Raw genomic sequence first — 19,654 nt, forward strand, 5'->3', positions numbered from 1 at the left:
CTCGGCACTACTGAGAGAAGGCCTCGTACGGCTGCTCGCCGAGGAGGGGCACGTCGTGGCGGCGGCCGTGGGAGACGCGGAGGCGTTGCTGGTGGCGGTGGCGGCCGAGCCGCCCGACATCGTCGTCGTGGATGTCCGGATGCCGCCCACGCACACCGACGAGGGGCTGCGCGCCGCGCTGCGGATCCGGGAACGGCATCCCGGTACGGCCGTGCTGGTGCTGTCGCAGTACGTCGAGCGCCGCTACGCCACCGAGCTGCTCGGCGGCAGCAGCGAGGGCGTCGGGTACCTGCTCAAGGACCGGGTCATGCAGGTGGAGGAGTTTCTCGCCGCCCTGGAGCGCGTCAGCGCCGGCGGCACCGCCTTCGACCCGGAGGTGGTCCGGCGGCTCCTCGCCCGCAGCGCCCGCACCGACCCGCTGCACGGGCTCACACCCCGGGAGCGCGACGTCCTGGCGCTGATGGCGCAGGGCTGCACCAACGCGGCCATCGCGCAGCAGCTCTACGTCTCACAGAGCGCGGTCGAGAAGCACACCAACGCGATCTTCGACAAGTTCGGCCTGACCGGCACGACCGGATACAGCCGCCGCGTCCTCGCCGTACTGCGTCACCTGAGCGCCCCGGCAGAGGGCTAGCGCCGACCAGCCGTACGGCTCACTCCACCCCGGCCGCCCCGAACGCCCCCCGCGCCATCCGGTGCAGCAGCACCGCCGTGACTCCCCGCCCCGGCAGCGACCCCGGCCGCCCCAGGTGCGGCGTCGAGTTCAGCAGCCCGAACACCGAGTGCACGGCCGACCGGGCCGTCGGCTCCGTGAGGTCCGGGTACACCTTGCGCACCACCTCCACCCACAGCTCGACGTACTGCCGCTGGAGCTGCCGTACGAGCTTGCGGTCGCTGTCGCGCAGGCGGTCCAGCTCGCGGTCGTGCAGGGTGATGAGGGGACGGTCGTCGAGGGCGAAGTCGATGTGGCCCTCGATGAGCGAGTCGAGCACCGCCTCCGGCGGCACGCCGTCGGCCTCCGCGAGGCGCCGCTTCGCGCCGGTCAGCAGCTGACCGCTGATGCCGACCAGCAGCTCGGCGAGCATCGCGTCCTTGCCGGCGAAGTGCCGGTAGAGACCGGGGCCGCTGATGCCCACGGCGGCGCCTATCTCGTCGACACCGACGCCGTGGAATCCACGCTCGGCGAAGAGCCGCGCGGCCTCCTTGAGGATCTGTTCGCGGCGGGTCGGGGCGTCGGTTCTGGTGGCCATGGAAGCAATTCTAGACAGGGAGGTTAGCGGTCGTTAACCTGAAGGAAATGCGTTAACGCTCATTAACTGGTCGACCACTGGGTGAGGGGACCGCACGATGCACGAGGCACCGGAGCTTGCGAGCGCGGCAGATCCCGCGTCGGAGGCCTGGCAAGCCAACGAGGAGGCCCACCGGGCGCTCGTGGAGGAGCTGCGCGGCAAGCTCGCCGCCGCCCGCCTGGGAGGCGGTGAGAAGGCCCGCGCCCGGCACACCGCGCGCGGGAAGCTGCTGCCGCGCGACCGCGTCGACGCCCTCCTCGACCCCGGCTCGCCCTTCCTGGAGCTCGCTCCGCTCGCGGCCGACGGCATGTATGACGGACAGGCCCCGGCCGCCGGCGTCATCGCCGGGATCGGACGGGTCAGCGGGCGCGAGTGCGTGATCGTCGCCAACGACGCCACGGTCAAGGGCGGGACGTACTACCCGATGACCGTGAAGAAGCACCTGCGCGCGCAGGAGGTGGCCCTGGAGAACCGCCTGCCGTGTCTCTACCTCGTCGACTCCGGAGGCGCCTTCCTGCCCATGCAGGACGAGGTCTTCCCGGACCGGGAGCACTTCGGGCGGATCTTCTACAACCAGGCCCGCATGTCGGGCGCCGGCATCCCGCAGATCGCCGCCGTGCTGGGCTCGTGCACCGCGGGCGGCGCCTATGTGCCCGCCATGAGCGACGAGGCCGTGATCGTCCGCAACCAGGGCACGATCTTCCTCGGCGGCCCCCCGCTGGTGAAGGCCGCCACCGGTGAGGTCGTCACGGCGGAGGAGCTGGGCGGCGGTGAGGTCCACTCCCGGGTGTCCGGCGTGACCGACCACCTCGCCGAGGACGACCCGCACGCGCTGCGGATCGTGCGGAACATCGTCGCGACGCTCCCCGCGCGCGGCAGCCTCCCCTGGGAGGTAACTGCGGCCGCGGAACCGAAGGTCGACCCCTACGGCCTGTACGGCGCTGTCCCCGTCGACTCCCGCACCCCCTACGACGTACGCGAGGTCATCGCGCGCGTGGTCGACGGCTCCCGTTTCTCGGAGTTCAAGTCCGAGTTCGGCCAGACCCTCGTCACCGGCTTCGCCCGTATCCACGGCCACCCGGTCGGCATCGTGGCCAACAACGGCATCCTGTTCTCCGAGTCCGCCCAGAAGGGCGCCCACTTCATCGAGCTGTGCGACCAGCGCGGCATCCCGCTGGTGTTCCTGCAGAACATCTCCGGCTTCATGGTCGGCAAGGACTACGAGGCCGGCGGCATCGCCAAGCACGGCGCCAAGATGGTCACGGCGGTGGCCTGCACACGCGTGCCCAAGCTGACGGTCGTGGTCGGCGGGTCGTACGGCGCCGGGAACTACTCGATGTGCGGCCGCGCCTACTCCCCCCGTTTCCTGTGGATGTGGCCGGGCGCCAAGATCTCCGTCATGGGCGGCGAACAGGCCGCCTCCGTACTCGCGACCGTCAAGCGCGACCAGTTGGAGGCACGGGGCGAGGACTGGCCGGCCGCGGACGAGGACGCGTTCAAGGCGCCGATCCGGGAGCAGTACGAGCGCCAGGGCAACGCCTACTACGCGACGGCCCGCCTCTGGGACGACGGCGTGATCGACCCGCTGGAGACCCGTCAGGTGCTGGGCCTCGCCCTGACCGCCTGTGCCAACGCGCCCCTGGGTGACCCCCAGTTCGGCGTCTTCCGGATGTGAGGGGGACTGTGCAGATGACGCAGACCATGTTCGACACGGTCCTCGTGGCCAACCGCGGCGAGATCGCCGTCCGCGTGATCCGTACGCTCCGCTCGCTGGGCGTGCGCTCGGTGGCCGTCTTCTCCGACGCGGACGCCGACGCCCGCCACGTCCGGGAGGCCGACACCGCGGTACGGATCGGTCCGGCGCCGGCCGCCGAGAGCTATCTGTCGGTGGAGCGCCTGCTGGAGGCGGCGGCCCGCACCGGCGCCCAGGCCGTCCACCCGGGATACGGCTTCCTCGCGGAGAACGCCGGCTTCGCGCGCGCCTGCGCCGACGCCGGGCTGGTCTTCATCGGACCGCCCGCCGACGCCATCTCGCTGATGGGCGACAAGATCCGGGCCAAGGAGACGGTGAAGGCGGCCGGCGTCCCGGTCGTCCCGGGCTCCAGCGGCAGCGGGCTCACGGACGCCCAACTCGCCGACGCCGCCCGCGAGATCGGCATGCCCGTGCTGCTCAAGCCGTCGGCCGGCGGTGGCGGCAAGGGCATGCGGCTGGTGCGGGACGCGGCCGTGCTGGGCGACGAGATCGCCGCCGCCCGCCGTGAGGCCCGCGCCTCCTTCGGTGACGACACGCTCCTCGTCGAGCGGTGGATCGACCGGCCGCGGCACATCGAGATCCAGGTCCTGGCCGACGGCCACGGGAACGTGGTCCACCTCGGGGAGCGCGAGTGCTCCCTCCAGCGCCGGCACCAGAAGATCATCGAGGAGGCGCCGAGTGTGCTCCTCGACGAGGCCACGCGAGCGGGAATGGGCGAGGCTGCCGTACAGGCGGCCCGCTCCTGCGGCTACCGGGGCGCGGGCACGGTGGAGTTCATCGTGCCGGGCGGTGACCCGTCCTCGTACTACTTCATGGAGATGAACACCCGCCTCCAGGTCGAGCACCCGGTCACCGAGCTCATCACCGGCCTGGACCTGGTGGAGTGGCAGCTGCGGGTGGCCGCGGGCGAGCCGCTGGCCTTCGCGCAGGAGGACGTACGGCTCACCGGGCACGCGGTCGAGGCCCGGATCTGCGCCGAGGACCCCGCGCGCGGGTTCCTCCCCTCGGGCGGCACGGTCCTCAAGCTGCGCGAGCCCCAGGGCGACGGCATCCGCACGGACTCCGGGCTCAGCGAGGGCACCGAGGTCGGCAGCCTGTACGACCCGATGCTGTCCAAGGTGATCGCGTACGGCCCCGACCGCGCCACGGCGCTGCGCAAGCTCCGGGCGGCTCTCGCGGAGACGGTCACGCTGGGCGTGCAGACGAACGCCGGGTTCCTGCGGCGGCTGCTCGCGCATCCGGCGGTCGTCGCGGGCGAGTTGGACACCGGGCTCGTCGAGCGCGTGGTGGACGACCTGGTCGGCACGGACGTACCGGACGAGGTCTACGAGGCGGCGGCGGCCGTACGACTGGAGGCGCTTCGGCCGGCGGGCGGCGGCTGGACGGACCCGTTCTCGGTGCCGAGCGGCTGGCGGCTCGGCGGGACCCCGAAGCCCGTCGGCTTCCCGCTGCGGGTGCAGGACCCGGTGGAGTACGCCCCGCGCGGCTCCGCCACCGTCGCGGGCGGCCGCGTGTCGGTGACCCTGGACGGCGTCCGGCACACCTTCGACATCGCCGCCCTGCCGGACGGCACCTGGCTGGGCCGCGACGGCGACGCCTGGCACGTGCGCGACCACGACCCGGTCGCCGCGTCCCTGACCGGAGCCGCGCACGCCGGCGCCGACTCCCTCACCGCGCCGATGCCGGGGACGGTCACCGTCGTGAAGGTGGCCGTCGGGGACGAAGTGGCGGCCGGGCAGAGCCTGCTGGTCGTCGAGGCGATGAAGATGGAGCACGTCATCTCCGCCCCGCACGCCGGCACGGTCGCCGAACTGGACGTCACCCCCGGCACCACGGTCGCCATGGACCAGGTCCTGGCGGTCATCACCCCGGTGAGCGACCCCGCGCAGGAGGAGCGATGACACTGCCCATGGTCGTGCCGGCGCCGGGGCTGCCCGCCCGCGTCCGCATCCACGAGGTCGGGGCACGCGACGGCCTGCAGAACGAGAAGTCGACCGTGCCCACCGAGGTCAAGGCGGAGTTCGTGCACCGCCTCGCCGAGGCGGGGCTGACGACGATCGAGGCCACCAGCTTCGTCCACCCCAAGTGGGTGCCCCAACTGGCCGACGCGGAACAGCTGTTCCCGCTCGTCAGCGACCTCCCGGTGGCGCTGCCCGTCCTGGTCCCGAACAACCGCGGCCTGGACCGCGCGCTGGCCCTCGGCGCGCGCCGGGTCGCCGTCTTCGCCAGCGCCACGGAGTCCTTCGCCAAGGCCAACCTCAACCGGACGCTCGACGAGTCGCTGGCGGTGTTCGAGCCGGTCGTGGCCCGCGCCAAGGCCGAGAGCGTCCATGTCCGCGGCTATGTCTCCATGTGCTTCGGCGACCCCTGGGAGGGCACGGTCCCGATCCACCAGGTGGTCCGCGTGTGCAGGGCGCTGCGGGACATGGGCTGCGACGAGCTCAGCCTGGGCGACACGATCGGCGTCGCCACGCCCGGGCAGGTGCTGGAACTCCTCTCCATGCTCAACGAGGAGGGCGTCCCCACGAACGTGATCGGCGTCCACTTCCACGACACCTACGGCCAGGCGCTGGCCAACACCTACGCCGCCCTCGAACACGGCGTCACCTCCGTCGACGCCTCCGCCGGCGGCCTCGGCGGCTGCCCCTACGCCAAGTCCGCCACCGGCAACCTCGCCACCGAAGACCTGGTGTGGATGCTGCGGGGCCTCGGCATCGACACCGGAGTCGACCTCGACCGCCTAGTCGCCACGAGCGCGTGGATGGCCGAGCAACTGGGCCGACCCAGCCCTTCCCGCACCGTACGAGCCCTGTCCCACAAGGAGCAGTGAACAGCCATGGACCACCGTCTCTCCCCCGAACTGGAGGAACTCCGCCGCACGGTGGAGGCGTTCGCCCACGATGTCGTGGCGCCCAAGATCGGCGACTTCTACGAGCGCCATGAGTTCCCGTACGAGATCGTGCGGGAGATGGGCCGCATGGGCCTGTTCGGCCTGCCGTTCCCCGAGGAGTACGGCGGCATGGGCGGCGACTATCTGGCGCTCGGCATCGCGCTGGAGGAGCTGGCCCGCGTGGACTCCTCGGTCGCCATCACGCTCGAAGCGGGCGTCTCCCTCGGCGCGATGCCGATCCACCTGTTCGGCACGGACGCCCAGAAGCGGGAGTGGCTCCCCCGCCTGTGCTCCGGCGAGATGCTCGGCGCCTTCGGCCTGACCGAGCCCGACGGCGGCTCGGACGCGGGCGCGACGCGCACCACGGCCCGCCTGGACGAGTCGACGAACGAGTGGGTGATCAACGGCACCAAGTGCTTCATCACCAACTCCGGCACGGACGTCACCGGCCTGGTCACGGTCACGGCGGTGACGGGCCGCAAGCCGGACGGCAAGCCGCTCATCTCGTCCATCATCGTCCCGTCCGGCACACCCGGATTCACGGTCGCGGCTCCCTACTCCAAGGTCGGCTGGAACGCCTCCGACACCCGTGAGCTGTCCTTCGCGGACGTCCGCGTCCCGGCGGCCAACCTCCTGGGCGAAGTGGGCCGCGGATACGCCCAGTTCCTGCGCATCCTGGACGAGGGCCGCATCGCCATCGCGGCACTGGCGACGGGCCTGGCGCAGGGCTGTGTGGACGAGTCGGTGAAGTACGCCAAGGAACGCCACGCCTTCGGCCGCCCCATCGGCGCCAACCAGGCCATCCAGTTCAAGATCGCCGACATGGAGATGAAGGCCCACACGGCCCGTCTGGCATGGCGCGACGCGGCCAGCCGCCTGGTCGCCGGGGAGCCCTTCAAGAAGGAGGCGGCGCTCGCGAAGCTGTACTCCTCCACGATCGCCGTGGACAACGCCCGTGACGCCACCCAGGTCCACGGCGGCTACGGCTTCATGAACGAGTACCCGGTGGCCCGCATGTGGCGCGACTCCAAGATCCTGGAGATCGGGGAGGGCACGAGCGAGGTGCAGCGGATGCTGATCGCGCGGGAGTTGGGGCTGGTGGGCTGAGTCTCACCGCCGGACGGGCCCGCTGTCCCGGGAGCCTCGGCTCCCTTCGGCGATCCAGCGGGCCCCGCTCGGGGGCGATGCCGGCGGCGTGCCGGGAAGCCGGACCGTGACGAGGAGACCTCCGGCGGGGCGGGCGACGAGGTCGAGGGTCCCGTCGTGGGCGCGGACGATGCTGTGCACGATGGCCAGGCCGAGGCCGACGCCGGCGTGTTCGTCGGTGCGTACGCGTTCCGTGCCGCGCCGGAACGGTTCGGTGAGGGTCGGCACCAGTTCCGGTGGGAGCGGACGGCCCGTGTTCTCGACCCGCAGCACGCTCGTGTCGTCGTGCGCCTCGGTGCGGACGGTCACGGTGCCGCCGGCGGGCAGGTTGTGGACGACGGCGTTCTGGACGAGGTTCGTCACCATCCGCAGCAGGAGCTCCGCGGAGCCGCCGATCCGTGTCGGCCCGCCGGTGACGTCGAGCGTGATCCCGCGCTGTTCGGCGAGGGGGAGCAGCGTCTCGGCGGCCTCCTCGGCCACGAGGGAGAGGTCGACGCTCTCGCGGGTGAAGTTCCCCCGGTCGCTGCGGCTGAGCAGCAGGAGAGCCTCGGTGAGGCCGATCGCACGCGTATTGGCCACCTGCAGACGCTCGATGAGTTCGCCCCGGTCCCGCGTGGGGTCCTCACGGGCGACGTCGAGGAGCGTCCGCGAGATGGCCAGCGGGGTGCGCAGCTCGTGGGAGGCGTTCGCGGCGAACCTCTGCTGCTCGGCGACATGGGACTCGAGTTGCCGGAGCATCGAGTCGAACGTGTCGGACAGTTCACGGAACTCGTCCTGACGGCCCTTCATGCGGATCCGGTGGGACAGCGACCCGTTCCCGGCCCTCCGTGCCGCGTCGGTGATCCGGGTGAGCGGTGCCAGCATCCGGCCGGCGAGGATCCATCCCCCGACGAGGCCGAACACGAGCAGGAGGACCATCGCCACGGCCGCGGCGGGGGCGAACGTGCGCACAAGGAGATAGCGGTTGGGCGAGATCCCGAGCAGGCCCTGGGAGTTGTCGGGCACGTAGCGCAACAGGAACCACCACACCACCGCCAGCAGGAGTGCGCCGGCGACGGCGAGGAATCCGGCGTAGCTGAGAGTGAGTTTCAGTCGGGCGCTGAGCCCGGGGCGTCTATTCATGCGTGGTTCCGGTGTCGATCCGGTAGCCGACGCCGGGCACCGTGGCGATGATCCATGGTTCGCCGAGCCGCTTGCGCAGTGCGGAGACGGTGATGCGCACGGCGTTGGTGAGGGGGTCGGCGTTCTCGTCCCAGGCGCGTTCCAGGAGCTCTTCGGCGCTGACGACCCCACCCTCGGCGGCGACGAGTACTTCAAGGACGGCGAACTGCTTGCGGGTGAGGGCGACGTAGCGTCCGTCGCGGAAGACCTCCCGGCGGAAGGGGTCGACCCGCAGGCCCGCGATCTCACGGACCGGGGGCCGGGCATACGCGCGTCTGCGGTCGAGCGCCCTCAGCCGCAGGACGAGCTCCCGCAGTTCGAACGGTTTGGTGAGGTAGTCGTCGGCGCCGAGCCCGAACCCGGAGGCCTTGTCGTCGATCCGGTCGGCAGCGGTGAGCATGAGGATCGGGATGCCGCTGCCGGAGGCGACGATGCGCCGGGCGACCTCGTCGCCGGAGGGGCCGGGGATGTCGCGGTCGAGGACCGCCAGATCGTAGGAGTTGACGCCGAGGAGTTCCAGCGCGGTGTCGCCGTCGCCTGCGATGTCGGCGGCGATCGCCTCCAGCCGCAGACCGTCACGGACGGCTTCGGCCAGGTCGGGCTCGTCCTCCACGATCAGCACGCGCATGTGCGGAGCCTAGGCAGCGGAACGTATCGCCGACGTATGGTCCGACGGTGCTTGTGCCGTGGTGCACCACCAGCGGCGCGACGCCAGCGCTGCCAGCACGGCGCCGGCTGTGTTGACCAGCACGTCGTCCACGGACGACACCCGGTCGAGGCGCAGCACGTGCTGTGCGGTCTCGACCAGGACCGAGCAGCCCGCCCCGAGCGCCAGGATCCGCGGCACGGACGCGAGCGCCGCGAACCGCATCGGGGCGAAGAACCCCAGTGACGCGAAGACCAGCAGGTTGCCGACGATCCCGAGCGGCCCCATCGTGACCAGGTCCCGCAGCGGCACCAGGCTCACCCGGGCGGGGGCGATGCCGGGCTCGGCGCCGGGCATCATGGTCAGCCACAGGAACGGCACCGTCCCGTGGACCATGCCCACCTCGGCCAGCGACTTCCGCCACGCCGACGTGACCCCGGCGGCACGCCGACGGCGCGCCGGCGCCCACGCCACGAGCACGGCCAACGGCAGCGCGACCAACGTCATGAGCACCACGCCGTGGAACGTGTCGAGGCAGCCGTGCCACCGCCCCGCCATGCACGCCGGAGCCGACATCATGAGTGGCCCCCGCACGACGAACACGGCACTCGCCAGGCCGAGTACCGCCAGACCGAGGAACACGATCGTGCGTGTACGGCGGGGCGGTGCCGGCAGGGATGCGTTGGGGTTCATGTCCCCATTGGAGACGGAGGGCCCGTTGCCATGGCGTATGCGATTTTCGATACGTCCGCGATACACGCGCGGGGCGCCAACAGGCCCTCAATGCAAGGCGGTTGAAGCCTGGTGGTTTAGGTACGCATCTCTCAGGACACGCACAGCTTCGATCACAAGGCCCCCACCCCTGGGAGATCAGCTCAGGTTAGGCTAACCTACCTTCGAATTGTCCGGCCGGTGATCCGCCCTGTTCGAAAGCAGCGTACCCATGTCCAACGCAAGAGCCACCCACCTCACCCGTCGCGGCATCCTCGCCGCAGGCGGCGCCCTCGGCCTTGGTGCCGTGCTCGCAGCCTGCGGGGACGACGACGCGAAAAACGGTGGCTCGGACGAGGCCACGACCGCTGCCAAGTCCGGCCCCTGGACGTTCAAGGACGACCGCGGCACCGCCGTGAAGCTCGACAAGGTCCCCACGAAGATCGTGGCCTTCGTCGGCGTCGCGGCCGCTCTCCACGACTACGGCATCGAGGTCAAGGGCGTCTTCGGCCCCACCAAGACGCAGGACGGCAAGGCCGACGTCCAGGCCGGCGACATGGACGTCAGCAAGCTGACGGTCTTCGGCAACGTCTGGGACCAGTTCAACGTCGAGGAGTACGCGGCGTTCGCCCCCGAGGTCCTCATCTCCACGACCTTCGACAGCGCGGGCACCCTCTGGTACGTCCCGGAGGCCTCCAAGGACAAGATCGCCAAGCTCGCCCCGAGCGCCGCGATCTCCGTCTACGACCGCCAGATCACCCAGCCGCTGCAGAAGATGTGGGAGCTGGCGGAGTCCCTCGGCGCGGACATGAAGGCCGACAAGGTCGCCCAGTCCAAGAAGGACTTCGAGGCCGCCGCGGAGCGTCTGCGCAAGGCCGCCAAGGCCCGCCCCGAGATCAAGGTGATGGCCGGTTCCGCGAGCCAGGACATCTTCTACGTCTCCGGCACCAACCTCTCCATCGACCTTGAGTACTTCAAGGCCCTCGGCGTGAAGTTCGTCGAGCCGCCGGAGAGCGCCAAGGACGAGGGCGGCTGGTTCGAGAGCCTCAGCTGGGAGAACGTCGACAAGTACCCGGCCGACATCATCATGATGGACGACCGCTCCTCGACGATCCAGCCGGCCGACATCACCGAGGCCACCTGGAAGAAGCTGCCCGCGGTGAAGGCCGGTCAGGTCATCGCCCGCTCCCCCGAGCCGATCCTGTCCTACGACAAGTGCACGCCGCTTCTCACGAGCCTCGCGGAGGCCATCGAGAAGGCCAAGAAGGTCAGCTAGGAGTCACTGTGACGACCGCCGTAGCCGCCCCGTTCCGTTTCTTCTCCCTCCAGGTCGTACGGACGAGGCGGCTCGGTCCGTCTCTGGTGCGGGTCACCTTCGCCGGGACCGATCTGCACGCCTTCCACTCCGACGGGTGCGACCAGAGCCTTTCGCTGTTCCTGCCGCACCCGGGCCAGAGCGAGCCGCAGGTCCCCCTGGAGCTCGGTGACGGCTGGTGGCAGGGCTGGCGTGAACTCCCGGACGACGTACGGGCCGTGATGCGGTCGTACACGCTGCGCGCCCTGCGCCGGAACCCCGACGAGATCGACATCGACTTCGTCCTGCACACCCCGGCCGGGCCCGCCTCGGCGTGGGCCGCCCGCGCCACCGCCGGTGACCGCGTCCTGCTGCTCGGTCCCGCCATCGCCGACAACCGTGCGATCCGGTTCCGGCCGCCGCAGGACACCGACCTGGTCGTCATCTGGGGCGACGACACCGCCGTGCCCGCCGCCTCCGCCATCCTCGAGACCCTGCCCGCCGGCACCCGTGCCCGGGTGTGGCTGGAGGTGCACGACGCCGGGGACATCCAGGACCTGGTGACCGAGGCCGACGCCGAGATCACCTGGCTGGTCCAGGAGGGCACGCGCCCCGAGGGGTCCCCCATGGCCCTCGACACCATCCGCGCCGCCCAACTCCCCGCCGCCGCACACCCGTACGTCTGGATCGCGGGCGAGTCCGGCTGCGTGAAGGCGCTGCGCCGCCACTTCGTCGGCGAGCGCGGGGTGGACCGGCGCCGGGTGACCTTCGTGGGGTACTGGAGGCAGGGGCTGAGCGAGGAGCAACTGCGCGAGCAGGCATAACTACCCCTGAAAGCAAGGCAATCGGGTGGCTACCACTGCGTAAGTGATCGCAGTCACCCTTGACGCTGCCATGATCCAAAGGAACTTAGGTTAGGCTAACCTAAGTTGCACCCCACCTCGTACGTCACGGCAACCCCGCACTTCACGGCCCGTCCCCACCGGAGGACCTCCCCATGCGCTCGCACCTGCTCAATGACACGACCGCGGAGCAGTACCGCCGCTCCGTGACCGAAGGTATAGAGCGGGTGGCAGCCAAACTCGCCGCCACCGACCGTCCGTTCACCGGTGTCACCGTCGACGCCCTCGCCCCGACCATCGACGCGATCGACCTCGACAAGCCGCTGCTCGACCCCGCCGCGGTCCTCGACGAGCTGGAGGACGTCTACCTCCGGGACGCGATCTACTTCCACCACCCCCGCTACCTCGCCCACCTCAACTGCCCGGTCGTCATCCCGGCCGTGCTCGGCGAGGCGATCCTCTCCGCCGTCAACTCGTCCCTGGACACCTGGGACCAGTCGGCCGGCGGCACCCTCATCGAGCGCAAGCTCATCGACTGGACGACCGAGCGAATAGGCCTCGGCGAGAACGCCGACGGTGTCTTCACCTCCGGCGGCACGCAGTCCAACCTCCAGGCGCTGCTGCTGGCCCGCGAGGAGGCCAAGTCCGACAGCCTGGCCAAACTGCGCATCTTCGCCTCCGAGGTCAGCCACTTCAGCGTGAAGAAGTCGGCGAAACTGCTGGGCCTCGGCCAGGACGCGGTGGTCTCCATCCCCGTCGACCACGACAAGCGCATGCAGACCGTCGCGCTCGCCCATGAGCTGGAGCGCTGCAAGAAGGACGGCCTGGTCCCCATGGCCGTCGTCGCCACCGCCGGCACCACCGACTTCGGCTCGATCGACCCGCTGCCCGAGATCGCCGAGCTGTGCGAGCAGTTCGGCACCTGGATGCACGTCGACGCCGCCTACGGCTGCGGTCTGCTCGCCTCAGTGAAGTACCGGGGCCGTATCGACGGCATCGAGCGCGCCGACTCGGTCACCGTGGACTACCACAAGTCCTTCTTCCAGCCGGTCAGTTCCTCGGCCGTGCTGGTCCGTGACGCCTCGACGCTGCGCCACGCGACCTACCACGCGGAGTACCTCAACCCGCGCCGTATGGTCACCGAGCGCATCCCCAACCAGGTCGACAAGTCCCTGCAGACGACCCGTCGTTTCGATGCCCTCAAGCTGTGGATGACCCTGCGCACCATGGGCGCCGACGGCATCGGGCAGCTCTTCGACGAGGTCTGCGACCTGGCGGTGGAGGGCTGGAAGCTCCTGGCCGCCGACCCGCGCTTCGACGTCGTGGTCGAGCCGACCCTGTCCACCCTGGTCTACCGCTACATCCCGGCGGCCGTCACGGACCCCGCCGAGATCGACCGTGCCAACCTGTACGCCCGCAAGGCCCTGTTCGCCTCCGGCGACGCGGTGGTCGCGGGCACCAAAGTCGGCGGCCGCCACTACCTGAAGTTCACCCTGCTCAACCCCGAGACGACGACCGAAGACATCGCCGCCGTCCTCGACCTGATCGCCGGCCACGCCGAGCAGTACCTGGGAGAGTCCCTTGACCGCGCGTCCTGAAAACCCGACCAAAACCCATGACTTCGTGGGGATCGGGCTCGGCCCGTTCAACCTCGGCCTCGCCTGCCTGACCGAGCCGATCGACGAGCTCGACGGCGTCTTCCTGGAGTCGAAGCCTGACTTCGAGTGGCACGCGGGCATGTTCCTGGACGGCGCCCACCTCCAGACCCCGTTCATGTCGGACCTGGTCACGCTGGCCGACCCGACCTCGCCGTACTCCTTCCTCAACTACCTGAAGGAGAAGGGCCGGCTGTACTCGTTCTACATCCGCGAGAACTTCTACCCGCTGCGGATCGAGTACGACGACTACTGCCGCTGGGCCGCGAACAAGCTGAGCAGCATCCGCTTCGGCACGACGGTCGCCGAGGTGACGTACGAGGACGACCTGTACGTCGTGACGACGACCGCCGGTGACACCTACCGCGCCCGCCACCTGGTCCTCGGCACCGGCACCCCGCCCTTCGTACCCGAGGCCTGCCAGGGCCTGGGCGGCGACTTCATCCACAACTCCCGCTATCTGCAGAACAAGGCGGAGCTGCAGAAGAAGGAGTCGATCACGCTGGTCGGCTCCGGGCAGTCCGCGGCGGAGATCTACTACGACCTGCTCAGCGAGATCGACGTCCACGGCTACCGGCTGAACTGGGTCACCCGCTCCCCGCGCTTCTTCCCGCTGGAGTACACCAAGCTCACGCTGGAGATGACGTCGCCGGAGTACGTCGACTACTTCCGCGAGCTGCCGGAGGCGACCCGCTACCGCCTCACCGCCGCGCAGAAGGGCCTGTTCAAGGGCATCGACGGCGACCTGATCAACGAGATCTTCGACCTGCTCTACCAGAAGAACCTCGGCGGCCCGGTCCCCACCCGGCTGCTCACCAACTCCTCGCTGAACGGCGCGACGTACGAGAACGGCACGTACACGCTGTCCTTCCGCCAGGAGGAGCAGCACAAGGACTTCGACCTCGACTCGCAGGGCCTGGTGCTGGCCACCGGCTACAAGTACGCCGAGCCCGAGTTCCTCGCGCCCGTGAAGGACCGCCTGGTCTACGACTCGCAGGGCAACTTCGACGTCGCCCGCAACTACGCGATCGACGTCACCGGCCGCGGGGTCTTCCTGCAGAACGCCGGCGTCCACACGCACAGCATCACCAGCCCCGACCTGGGCATGGGCCCGTACCGGAACGCGTACATCATCCGCGAGCTGCTCGGCACCGAGTACTACCCGGTCGAGAAGAGCATCGCGTTCCAGGAGTTCTCCGTATGAGCATCGGCACGTTCACCATCCGCGCCCTCGACCCCCTGAAGGACGCCGAGCTGCTGCACGGCTGGGTCACCGACCCCAAGGCGGCCTTCTGGATGATGCAGGACGCCAAACTCCAGGACGTCGAGCGCGAGTACATGCGCATCGCGGCCCACGAGCACCACCACGCGTACCTGGGCCTGCACGACGGCGAACCGGCCTTCCTGATGGAGAGCTACGACCCCCGGTACGTCGAGCTGGTCGGCCTGTACGACCCCGAGCCCGGCGACGTCGGCATGCACTTCCTGGTCGCCCCCACCGACCGCCCGATCAGCGGCTTCACCAGGGCCGTCATCACCGCCGTGATGGACGAGCTGTTCGCCGACCCGCGCACCCGCCGGGTCGTCGTGGAGCCCGACGTGGGCAACAAGGCCGTGCACGCGCTGAACGAGGCCGTCGGCTTCGTGCCCGAACGTGAGATCGACAAGCCGGAGAAGCGCGCGCTGCTGAGCTTCTGCACGCGCGAACAGTTCTTGTCCGCCCGAGGAGTAGCTGTATGACCCTGTCCGACGCCGTAGCGCATCTGTCCCCCCACCGCTGGGCGCGGGCCAACCGCCTCCTGATCCGCAAGGGCCTCGCCGAGTTCGCCCACGAGCGGCTCATCACGCCGGAGGCCACCGGCGCCGGCGAGTACGTCGTCCGCAGCGACGACGGTCTGACGCGGTACACCTTCAAGGCGGTGATCCGGGCCCTCGACCACTGGCAGGTCGACGCCGACTCGATCACCCGCCACCGGGACGGCGCGGAACTCCCGCTCGCCGCCCTGGACTTCTTCATCGAGCTGCAGAAGTCCCTGGGCCTGAGCGACGAGGTCCTGCCGGTCTACCTGGAGGAGATCTCCTCCACCCTCTCCGGCACCTGCTACAAGCTCACCAAGCCGCAGGTCCCGGTCGCCGAGCTCGCGAAGTCCGGCTTCCAGGCCATCGAGACCGGTATGACCGAGGGCCACCCCTGTTTCGTCGCCAACAACGGGCGGCTCGGCTTCGGCATCCACGAGTACCTGTCGTACGCCCCCGAGACCGCGAGCCCCGTCCGGCTGGTCTGGCTGGCGGCGCACCGCGACCGGGCGGCCTTCACGGCCGGTGTCGGCATCGAGTACGAGTCCTTCGTACGGCAGGAGCTGGGCGAGGAGACCGTCGAGCGCTTCAACGGCGTCCTGCGCGACCAGGACCTCGACCCCGCCGACTATCTCCTCATCCCCGTCCACCCCTGGCAGTGGTGGAACAAGCTCAGCGTCACCTTCGCCGCCGAGGTCGCCCGCAGGCACCTCGTCTGCGTCGGCGAGGGCGACGACGAGTACCTGGCCCAGCAGTCGATCCGGACCTTCTTCAACCGGTCCAGCCCCGAGAAGCACTACGTGAAGACGGCCCTGTCCGTCATCAACATGGGCTTCATGCGCGGCCTCTCGGCGGCGTACATGGAGGCGACCCCGGCCATCAACGACTGGCTCGCGCAGCTCATCGACAACGACCCGGTGCTGCGGGACACGGGCCTGTCGATCATCCCCGAGCGCGCCGCCGTCGGCTACCGACACCTGGAGTACGAGGCGGCCACGGACCGCTACTCGCCGTACCGCAAGATGCTGGCGGCCCTGTGGCGCGAGAGCCCGGTCGCCTCCCTGAAGGAGGGCGAGTCGCTTGCCACCATGGCCGCCCTCGTCCACGTCGACGACGAGGGCGCGTCCTTCGCGGGCGCGCTGATCGCGCAGTCGGGGCTGACGCCGGTGGAGTGGCTGCGCCGCTACCTGAAGGCGTACTACACCCCGCTGCTGCACAGCTTCTACGCCTACGACCTCGTCTTCATGCCGCACGGCGAGAACGTGATCCTGGCCCTGCGGGACGGCGTCGTCGAGCGGGCGATCTACAAGGACATCGCCGAGGAGATCGCGGTCATGGACCCGGACGCGGTGCTGCCGCCGACGGTCGAGCGGCTGCGGGTGGACGTCCCGGAGGACAAGAAGCTCCTGTCCATCTTCACGGACGTCTTCGACTGCTTCTTCCGCTTCCTCGCCGCGAACCTCGCGGCCGAGGGAATCCTGGAGGAGGACGACTTCTGGCGCACGGTCGCCGAGGTCACCCGCGACTACCAGCACTCGGTGCCCGAACTCGCCGACAAGTTCAAGCAGTACGACATGTTCGCCCCCGAGTTCGCCCTGTCCTGCCTCAACCGCCTCCAGCTGCGCAACAACAAGCAGATGGTCGACCTCGCGGACCCGGCCGGCGCCCTCCAGCTGGTCGGCAACCTGAAGAACCCCCTCGCAGGGCTGTAGTCCACGGCCCCACACAGACAGACGGGCACCCCGGGGTACGGTCCCCCGGGGTGCCCGTCGGCGCATCTAAGGGGCCTTGGCGGCAACGCCCTCAAGGGGCGCGGGGCTGTGTCGATCTGCGGCTCCGCCGCGGGGCGCGACCAGCCCCCACCGGGCCGGCGGACGAAGAACCGCGCTCACGCCGGAGGCCAAGGCACCTGCGGCGACCGATAGAACCCGATCCCCAGCGCCTCCCACCGCTCAGCCTGCGCGGCAAGCCGCACCTTGTACGCGTCCCAGTCATGCGTGGAAGCCGGCGACCAGCCCAGCTCGGCCACGCCCGGCAGCCTCGGGAAGGCCATGTACTCGATGTCCGCGGACTTGGTGAGCGTCTCGCTCCACAGCGGCGCCTCGACACCCCGGATCGCCGAAGCGGGCGCCCCGGCAAGGTAGTTGCCCGGATCCCAGTCGTACGACCGCTTCACCTCGACCAGGCCGGCCCAGTCCAGCCCCAGCGGAGTGTCCGCCGTGTACTTCATGTCGAGGTAGATCCGGTCGGCCGGAGACAGCACGATCCCCGTCCCGTTCTGCGCGGCCTCGGCGACCTGGGCCTTCTCCTCGGCACTCGTACCGTCCAGCCCCCAGTACTGCGCCACCGCGCCCCGCGAGGGGGTCGCCCCGGTCAGCTGATGCCAGCCCACCACCGTCTTGCCGTACTTGGCGACGAGCGGCTGCACCCGGTCCATGAACTTCACATAGTCCTCGTGGCTGGTCGAGTGCGCCTCGTCCCCGCCGATGTGGAGGTACTTGCCCGGCGTGAGCGCGGCGAGTTCCCGGATCACGTCGTCCACGAAGTCGTACGTGATGTCCTTGCCGACGCACAGCGAGCTGAAGCCGACCTCGGTGCCGGTGTAGAGCGCGGGCGCCACCCCGTCGCAGTTCAGCTCGGCGTACGAGGCGAGGGCCGCGTTGGTGTGGCCGGGCATGTCGATCTCGGGGACGACCTCCAGATAGCGGGAGGACGCGTACCGGACGATCTCCTTGTAGTCGGCCTTGGTGTAGTGGCCGCCGGGACCGCCGCCGACCTGGGTCGAGCCGCCGTACGTCGCCAGGCGCGGCCAGGAGTCGATGGCGATGCGCCAGCCCTGGTCGTCGCTGAGATGCAGATGCAGTTTGTTGATCTTGTAGAGGGCGAGCTGGTCGATGTAGCGCTTGACCTGGTCGACGGTGAAGAAGTGCCGGGAGACGTCGAGCATGGCGCCGCGCCAGCCGTAGCGCGGGGTGTCCTTGATCGTGCCGCCCGCGACCAGCCAGGGGCCGCGCTGGACGGAGTCCTTCTCCACGGCCGCCGGCAGCAGCTGGCGCAGGGTCTGGACGCCGTGGAAGAGCCCGGCCGGCTGCGCCGCGGTGATGGTGACGCCCTTGCGGCCGCTGTCGAGGCGGTAGCCCTCGGCGCCGTACTGACCCTTCGCCAGGCGCAGTTGGATGCCGCCACCACCGTGGGCGGTGACGGGGATGCGGTAGCCCGTGGAGGGGCGCAGGACGGCCGCGAGGTACTCGCCGACGCGGCGGGCCTCGCGGGAGTCGTCGACGCGTATGTGTGTGTCGCGGGTGATCCGGTAGGGGGATCCGCTCGCGGCGACCGAGGCGGGCGCGGGGACCACCCGGTCGAGCGGGGTGGTCGTTGCCGCCGGTGCGGGAGCGGCTCCCGTCACGGAGACACCCATCGCGACCAGCAGCAGGCAACCGAGAAGGCGAAACGATCTGTGGCGCTGTCTCACAAAGCCGTCCCTTCCATGAGCCGTTGAGCCCTGAGCCGTTGGCCCCGGGGCTCCAAGAGGTCTGGACCACTCTCTCGTGAGACTGGTGGAACAATCCACCCCATGGCGGAAATCATCCAGAAGGACGGCACGTGGGTCTTCGACGGCGATGCACTGCGGCTGACTCCCGGACGGGACAAGAACGTCAGCCTGTTCCGCAAGACGCTGGGTGAACTGGTCCTCCCCCTGGGGGCGTTGGCGGGCGTCTCCTTCGAGCAGGGCAAGAAGGCCGGGCGGCTGCGACTGCGGCTGCGCGACGGCGCCGACCCGCTGCTGCACGCCACCGGCGGCCGGCTCACCGAGCCCAACGACCCGTATCAGCTGATCGTCGAGTCCGACCGCTACGGCGTCGCCGAGTACTTCGTGGACGAGGTGCGCAACGCCCTGCTGCTCGACCAGGTCCCCGCCGACCCCGTCGACGCGTACCTGCTGCCGGGCCCCTCGGTGCCCCTGTCGGTCTCCGCCGGGGACGGCACCGCGACCTTCGACGGCGAGCACATCCGCCTGGAGTGGAACTGGAAGACGGAGGACGCCAAGGCCGCCGCCGGCAGCCGCTCCCTCACGGTCACCGACATCTCGGCCGTGGAGTGGCATCCGGCGGCGGGCCTGGAGAACGGCCACCTCCGCTTCACCGTCAGGAACGCGCCCACCAAGGCCCCGCCCAAGTACGACCCGAACGCGGTGGAGCTGTGGGGCTTCAAGAAGGACCCGCTGATGGCGTTGGTCGCGGCGGCGGTCCAGGCCCGCCTCCCGCATCCGGCCAGGGCCGCCGGCACGGACGGGGCGGACACGCGACCGGAGCTGCCTTCCCCTCCGGTCGCGGCCGCCGAGGACGATCACGACGCCCTCCTGCGCCGCCTGCGCGAACTCGGCGAGCTCCATCGCACGGGCGTGCTGACGGACGAGGAGTTCACCCTGGCCAAACAGGCGGTTCTCAAGCGGATGTAGCGGACTTGCCG

Annotated in this window: 17 protein-coding genes; 12 read left to right on the plus strand and 5 right to left on the minus strand. The window is 70.1% G+C overall.

Annotation, left to right across the window (positions count from 1 at the left end; translation table 11 throughout):
- Positions 1 to 634 (plus strand): LuxR C-terminal-related transcriptional regulator (locus tag ACZ7M7_RS06245; RefSeq protein ID WP_472113265.1); only part of this gene is annotated, 634 nt, incomplete at its 5' end.
- Positions 635 to 653: 19 nt separating this feature from the next.
- Here the strand turns inward: ACZ7M7_RS06245 and ACZ7M7_RS06250 are convergent.
- The gene (locus ACZ7M7_RS06250) at positions 654 to 1,250 is read right to left on the minus strand and encodes an SACE_7040 family transcriptional regulator (protein WP_451171109.1); all 597 of its coding nucleotides are present in this window, start codon (positions 1,248 to 1,250) and stop codon (positions 654 to 656) included.
- A 97-nt stretch (positions 1,251 to 1,347) separates the two neighbouring features.
- On the opposite strand from ACZ7M7_RS06250, the gene ACZ7M7_RS06255 reads away from it, so the two are divergent.
- The 4 genes from ACZ7M7_RS06255 to ACZ7M7_RS06270 are packed head-to-tail and all read left to right on the plus strand — an operon-like array spanning position 1,348 to position 7,039.
- Positions 1,348 to 2,964 carry a carboxyl transferase domain-containing protein gene (locus ACZ7M7_RS06255; protein WP_472113268.1) on the plus strand — a complete coding sequence of 539 codons (1,617 nt, stop codon included), beginning with the start codon at positions 1,348 to 1,350 and terminating at the stop codon, positions 2,962 to 2,964.
- 26 nt (positions 2,965 to 2,990) lie between these two features.
- Positions 2,991 to 4,943, plus strand: a complete 1,953-nt coding sequence (locus ACZ7M7_RS06260) for an acetyl/propionyl/methylcrotonyl-CoA carboxylase subunit alpha (protein ID WP_472113960.1) — start codon at positions 2,991 to 2,993, stop codon at positions 4,941 to 4,943.
- Positions 4,940 to 5,872, plus strand: a complete 933-nt coding sequence (locus ACZ7M7_RS06265; RefSeq protein ID WP_472113270.1) for a hydroxymethylglutaryl-CoA lyase — start codon at positions 4,940 to 4,942, stop codon at positions 5,870 to 5,872. The genes ACZ7M7_RS06260 and ACZ7M7_RS06265 overlap by 4 nt, the downstream gene beginning before the upstream one ends.
- A gap of 6 nt (positions 5,873 to 5,878) precedes the next feature.
- Positions 5,879 to 7,039, plus strand: a complete 1,161-nt coding sequence (locus ACZ7M7_RS06270) for an acyl-CoA dehydrogenase family protein (protein ID WP_472113272.1) — start codon at positions 5,879 to 5,881, stop codon at positions 7,037 to 7,039.
- Positions 7,040 to 7,042: 3 nt separating this feature from the next.
- On the opposite strand, the gene ACZ7M7_RS06275 is transcribed toward ACZ7M7_RS06270, so the two are convergent.
- From ACZ7M7_RS06275 to ACZ7M7_RS06285, 3 genes are read right to left on the minus strand one after another with little or no spacing between them, the layout of a single operon-like run.
- Positions 7,043 to 8,200, minus strand: a complete 1,158-nt coding sequence (locus ACZ7M7_RS06275) for a sensor histidine kinase (RefSeq protein WP_472113274.1) — start codon at positions 8,198 to 8,200, stop codon at positions 7,043 to 7,045.
- Entirely contained in the window at positions 8,193 to 8,867 is a 675-nt protein-coding gene (locus tag ACZ7M7_RS06280; RefSeq protein ID WP_427844905.1) for a response regulator transcription factor, read from the minus strand. The genes ACZ7M7_RS06275 and ACZ7M7_RS06280 overlap by 8 nt, the downstream gene beginning before the upstream one ends.
- A 9-nt stretch (positions 8,868 to 8,876) precedes the next feature.
- Positions 8,877 to 9,578: a VanZ family protein gene (locus ACZ7M7_RS06285; protein WP_472113276.1), complete on the minus strand. Its 702-nt coding sequence runs from the start codon at positions 9,576 to 9,578 to the stop codon at positions 8,877 to 8,879.
- Positions 9,579 to 9,828: 250 nt separating this feature from the next.
- On the opposite strand from ACZ7M7_RS06285, the gene ACZ7M7_RS06290 reads away from it, so the two are divergent.
- The 6 genes from ACZ7M7_RS06290 to ACZ7M7_RS06315 all read left to right on the plus strand — a co-directional run bounded on the left by ACZ7M7_RS06290 (position 9,829) and on the right by ACZ7M7_RS06315 (position 16,896).
- Positions 9,829 to 10,872 carry an ABC transporter substrate-binding protein gene (locus tag ACZ7M7_RS06290; protein ID WP_472113278.1) on the plus strand — a complete coding sequence of 348 codons (1,044 nt, stop codon included), beginning with the start codon at positions 9,829 to 9,831 and terminating at the stop codon, positions 10,870 to 10,872.
- An 8-nt stretch (positions 10,873 to 10,880) separates the two neighbouring features.
- Complete coding sequence (locus ACZ7M7_RS06295; RefSeq protein ID WP_472113281.1) at positions 10,881 to 11,714, plus strand: siderophore-interacting protein; 834 nt, start codon at positions 10,881 to 10,883, stop codon at positions 11,712 to 11,714.
- Positions 11,715 to 11,887: 173 nt separating this feature from the next.
- Positions 11,888 to 13,330, plus strand: coding sequence for a lysine decarboxylase DesA (gene desA / locus ACZ7M7_RS06300; RefSeq protein WP_472113283.1), 1,443 nt, complete (start codon positions 11,888 to 11,890; stop codon positions 13,328 to 13,330).
- Positions 13,314 to 14,591 (plus strand): lysine N(6)-hydroxylase/L-ornithine N(5)-oxygenase family protein, encoded by a 1,278-nt coding sequence (locus ACZ7M7_RS06305; RefSeq protein WP_472113285.1) that lies wholly within the window; start codon positions 13,314 to 13,316, stop codon positions 14,589 to 14,591. The genes desA and ACZ7M7_RS06305 overlap by 17 nt, the downstream gene beginning before the upstream one ends.
- Positions 14,588 to 15,127 carry a GNAT family N-acetyltransferase gene (locus ACZ7M7_RS06310; RefSeq protein WP_427844899.1) on the plus strand — a complete coding sequence of 180 codons (540 nt, stop codon included), beginning with the start codon at positions 14,588 to 14,590 and terminating at the stop codon, positions 15,125 to 15,127. Before ACZ7M7_RS06305 ends, ACZ7M7_RS06310 begins: the two co-directional genes overlap by 4 nt.
- The gene (locus ACZ7M7_RS06315) at positions 15,124 to 16,896 is read left to right on the plus strand and encodes an IucA/IucC family protein (protein WP_472113288.1); all 1,773 of its coding nucleotides are present in this window, start codon (positions 15,124 to 15,126) and stop codon (positions 16,894 to 16,896) included. Before ACZ7M7_RS06310 ends, ACZ7M7_RS06315 begins: the two co-directional genes overlap by 4 nt.
- A gap of 176 nt (positions 16,897 to 17,072) precedes the next feature.
- Here ACZ7M7_RS06315 and ACZ7M7_RS06320 read toward each other — a convergent pair whose 3' ends face one another.
- On the minus strand, positions 17,073 to 18,656 hold the full coding sequence (locus ACZ7M7_RS06320) for a beta-N-acetylhexosaminidase (protein ID WP_472113290.1): 1,584 nt from the start codon (positions 18,654 to 18,656) through the stop codon (positions 17,073 to 17,075).
- A 102-nt stretch (positions 18,657 to 18,758) separates the two neighbouring features.
- On the opposite strand from ACZ7M7_RS06320, the gene ACZ7M7_RS06325 reads away from it, so the two are divergent.
- The gene (locus ACZ7M7_RS06325; protein WP_451171079.1) at positions 18,759 to 19,643 is read left to right on the plus strand and encodes a DUF4429 domain-containing protein; all 885 of its coding nucleotides are present in this window, start codon (positions 18,759 to 18,761) and stop codon (positions 19,641 to 19,643) included.
- Positions 19,644 to 19,654: the final 11 nt, after the last annotated feature.

The sequence above is a fragment of the Streptomyces sp. NPDC111606 genome, from assembly GCF_055656945.1.

Coding starts and splice junctions, on each gene's coding strand:
- ACZ7M7_RS06255 (WP_472113268.1), top strand. CDS start 1,348: ATGCACGAGGCACCGGAGCTTGCGAGCGCGGCAGATCCCGCGTCGGAG.
- ACZ7M7_RS06325 (WP_451171079.1), top strand. CDS start 18,759: ATGGCGGAAATCATCCAGAAGGACGGCACGTGGGTCTTCGACGGCGAT.
- desA (WP_472113283.1), top strand. CDS start 11,888: ATGCGCTCGCACCTGCTCAATGACACGACCGCGGAGCAGTACCGCCGC.
- ACZ7M7_RS06285 (WP_472113276.1), bottom strand. CDS start 9,578: ATGAACCCCAACGCATCCCTGCCGGCACCGCCCCGCCGTACACGCACG.
- ACZ7M7_RS06265 (WP_472113270.1), top strand. CDS start 4,940: ATGACACTGCCCATGGTCGTGCCGGCGCCGGGGCTGCCCGCCCGCGTC.
- ACZ7M7_RS06270 (WP_472113272.1), top strand. CDS start 5,879: ATGGACCACCGTCTCTCCCCCGAACTGGAGGAACTCCGCCGCACGGTG.
- ACZ7M7_RS06260 (WP_472113960.1), top strand. CDS start 2,991: ATGTTCGACACGGTCCTCGTGGCCAACCGCGGCGAGATCGCCGTCCGC.
- ACZ7M7_RS06250 (WP_451171109.1), bottom strand. CDS start 1,250: ATGGCCACCAGAACCGACGCCCCGACCCGCCGCGAACAGATCCTCAAG.
- ACZ7M7_RS06315 (WP_472113288.1), top strand. CDS start 15,124: ATGACCCTGTCCGACGCCGTAGCGCATCTGTCCCCCCACCGCTGGGCG.
- ACZ7M7_RS06275 (WP_472113274.1), bottom strand. CDS start 8,200: ATGAATAGACGCCCCGGGCTCAGCGCCCGACTGAAACTCACTCTCAGC.
- ACZ7M7_RS06280 (WP_427844905.1), bottom strand. CDS start 8,867: ATGCGCGTGCTGATCGTGGAGGACGAGCCCGACCTGGCCGAAGCCGTC.
- ACZ7M7_RS06310 (WP_427844899.1), top strand. CDS start 14,588: ATGAGCATCGGCACGTTCACCATCCGCGCCCTCGACCCCCTGAAGGAC.
- ACZ7M7_RS06290 (WP_472113278.1), top strand. CDS start 9,829: ATGTCCAACGCAAGAGCCACCCACCTCACCCGTCGCGGCATCCTCGCC.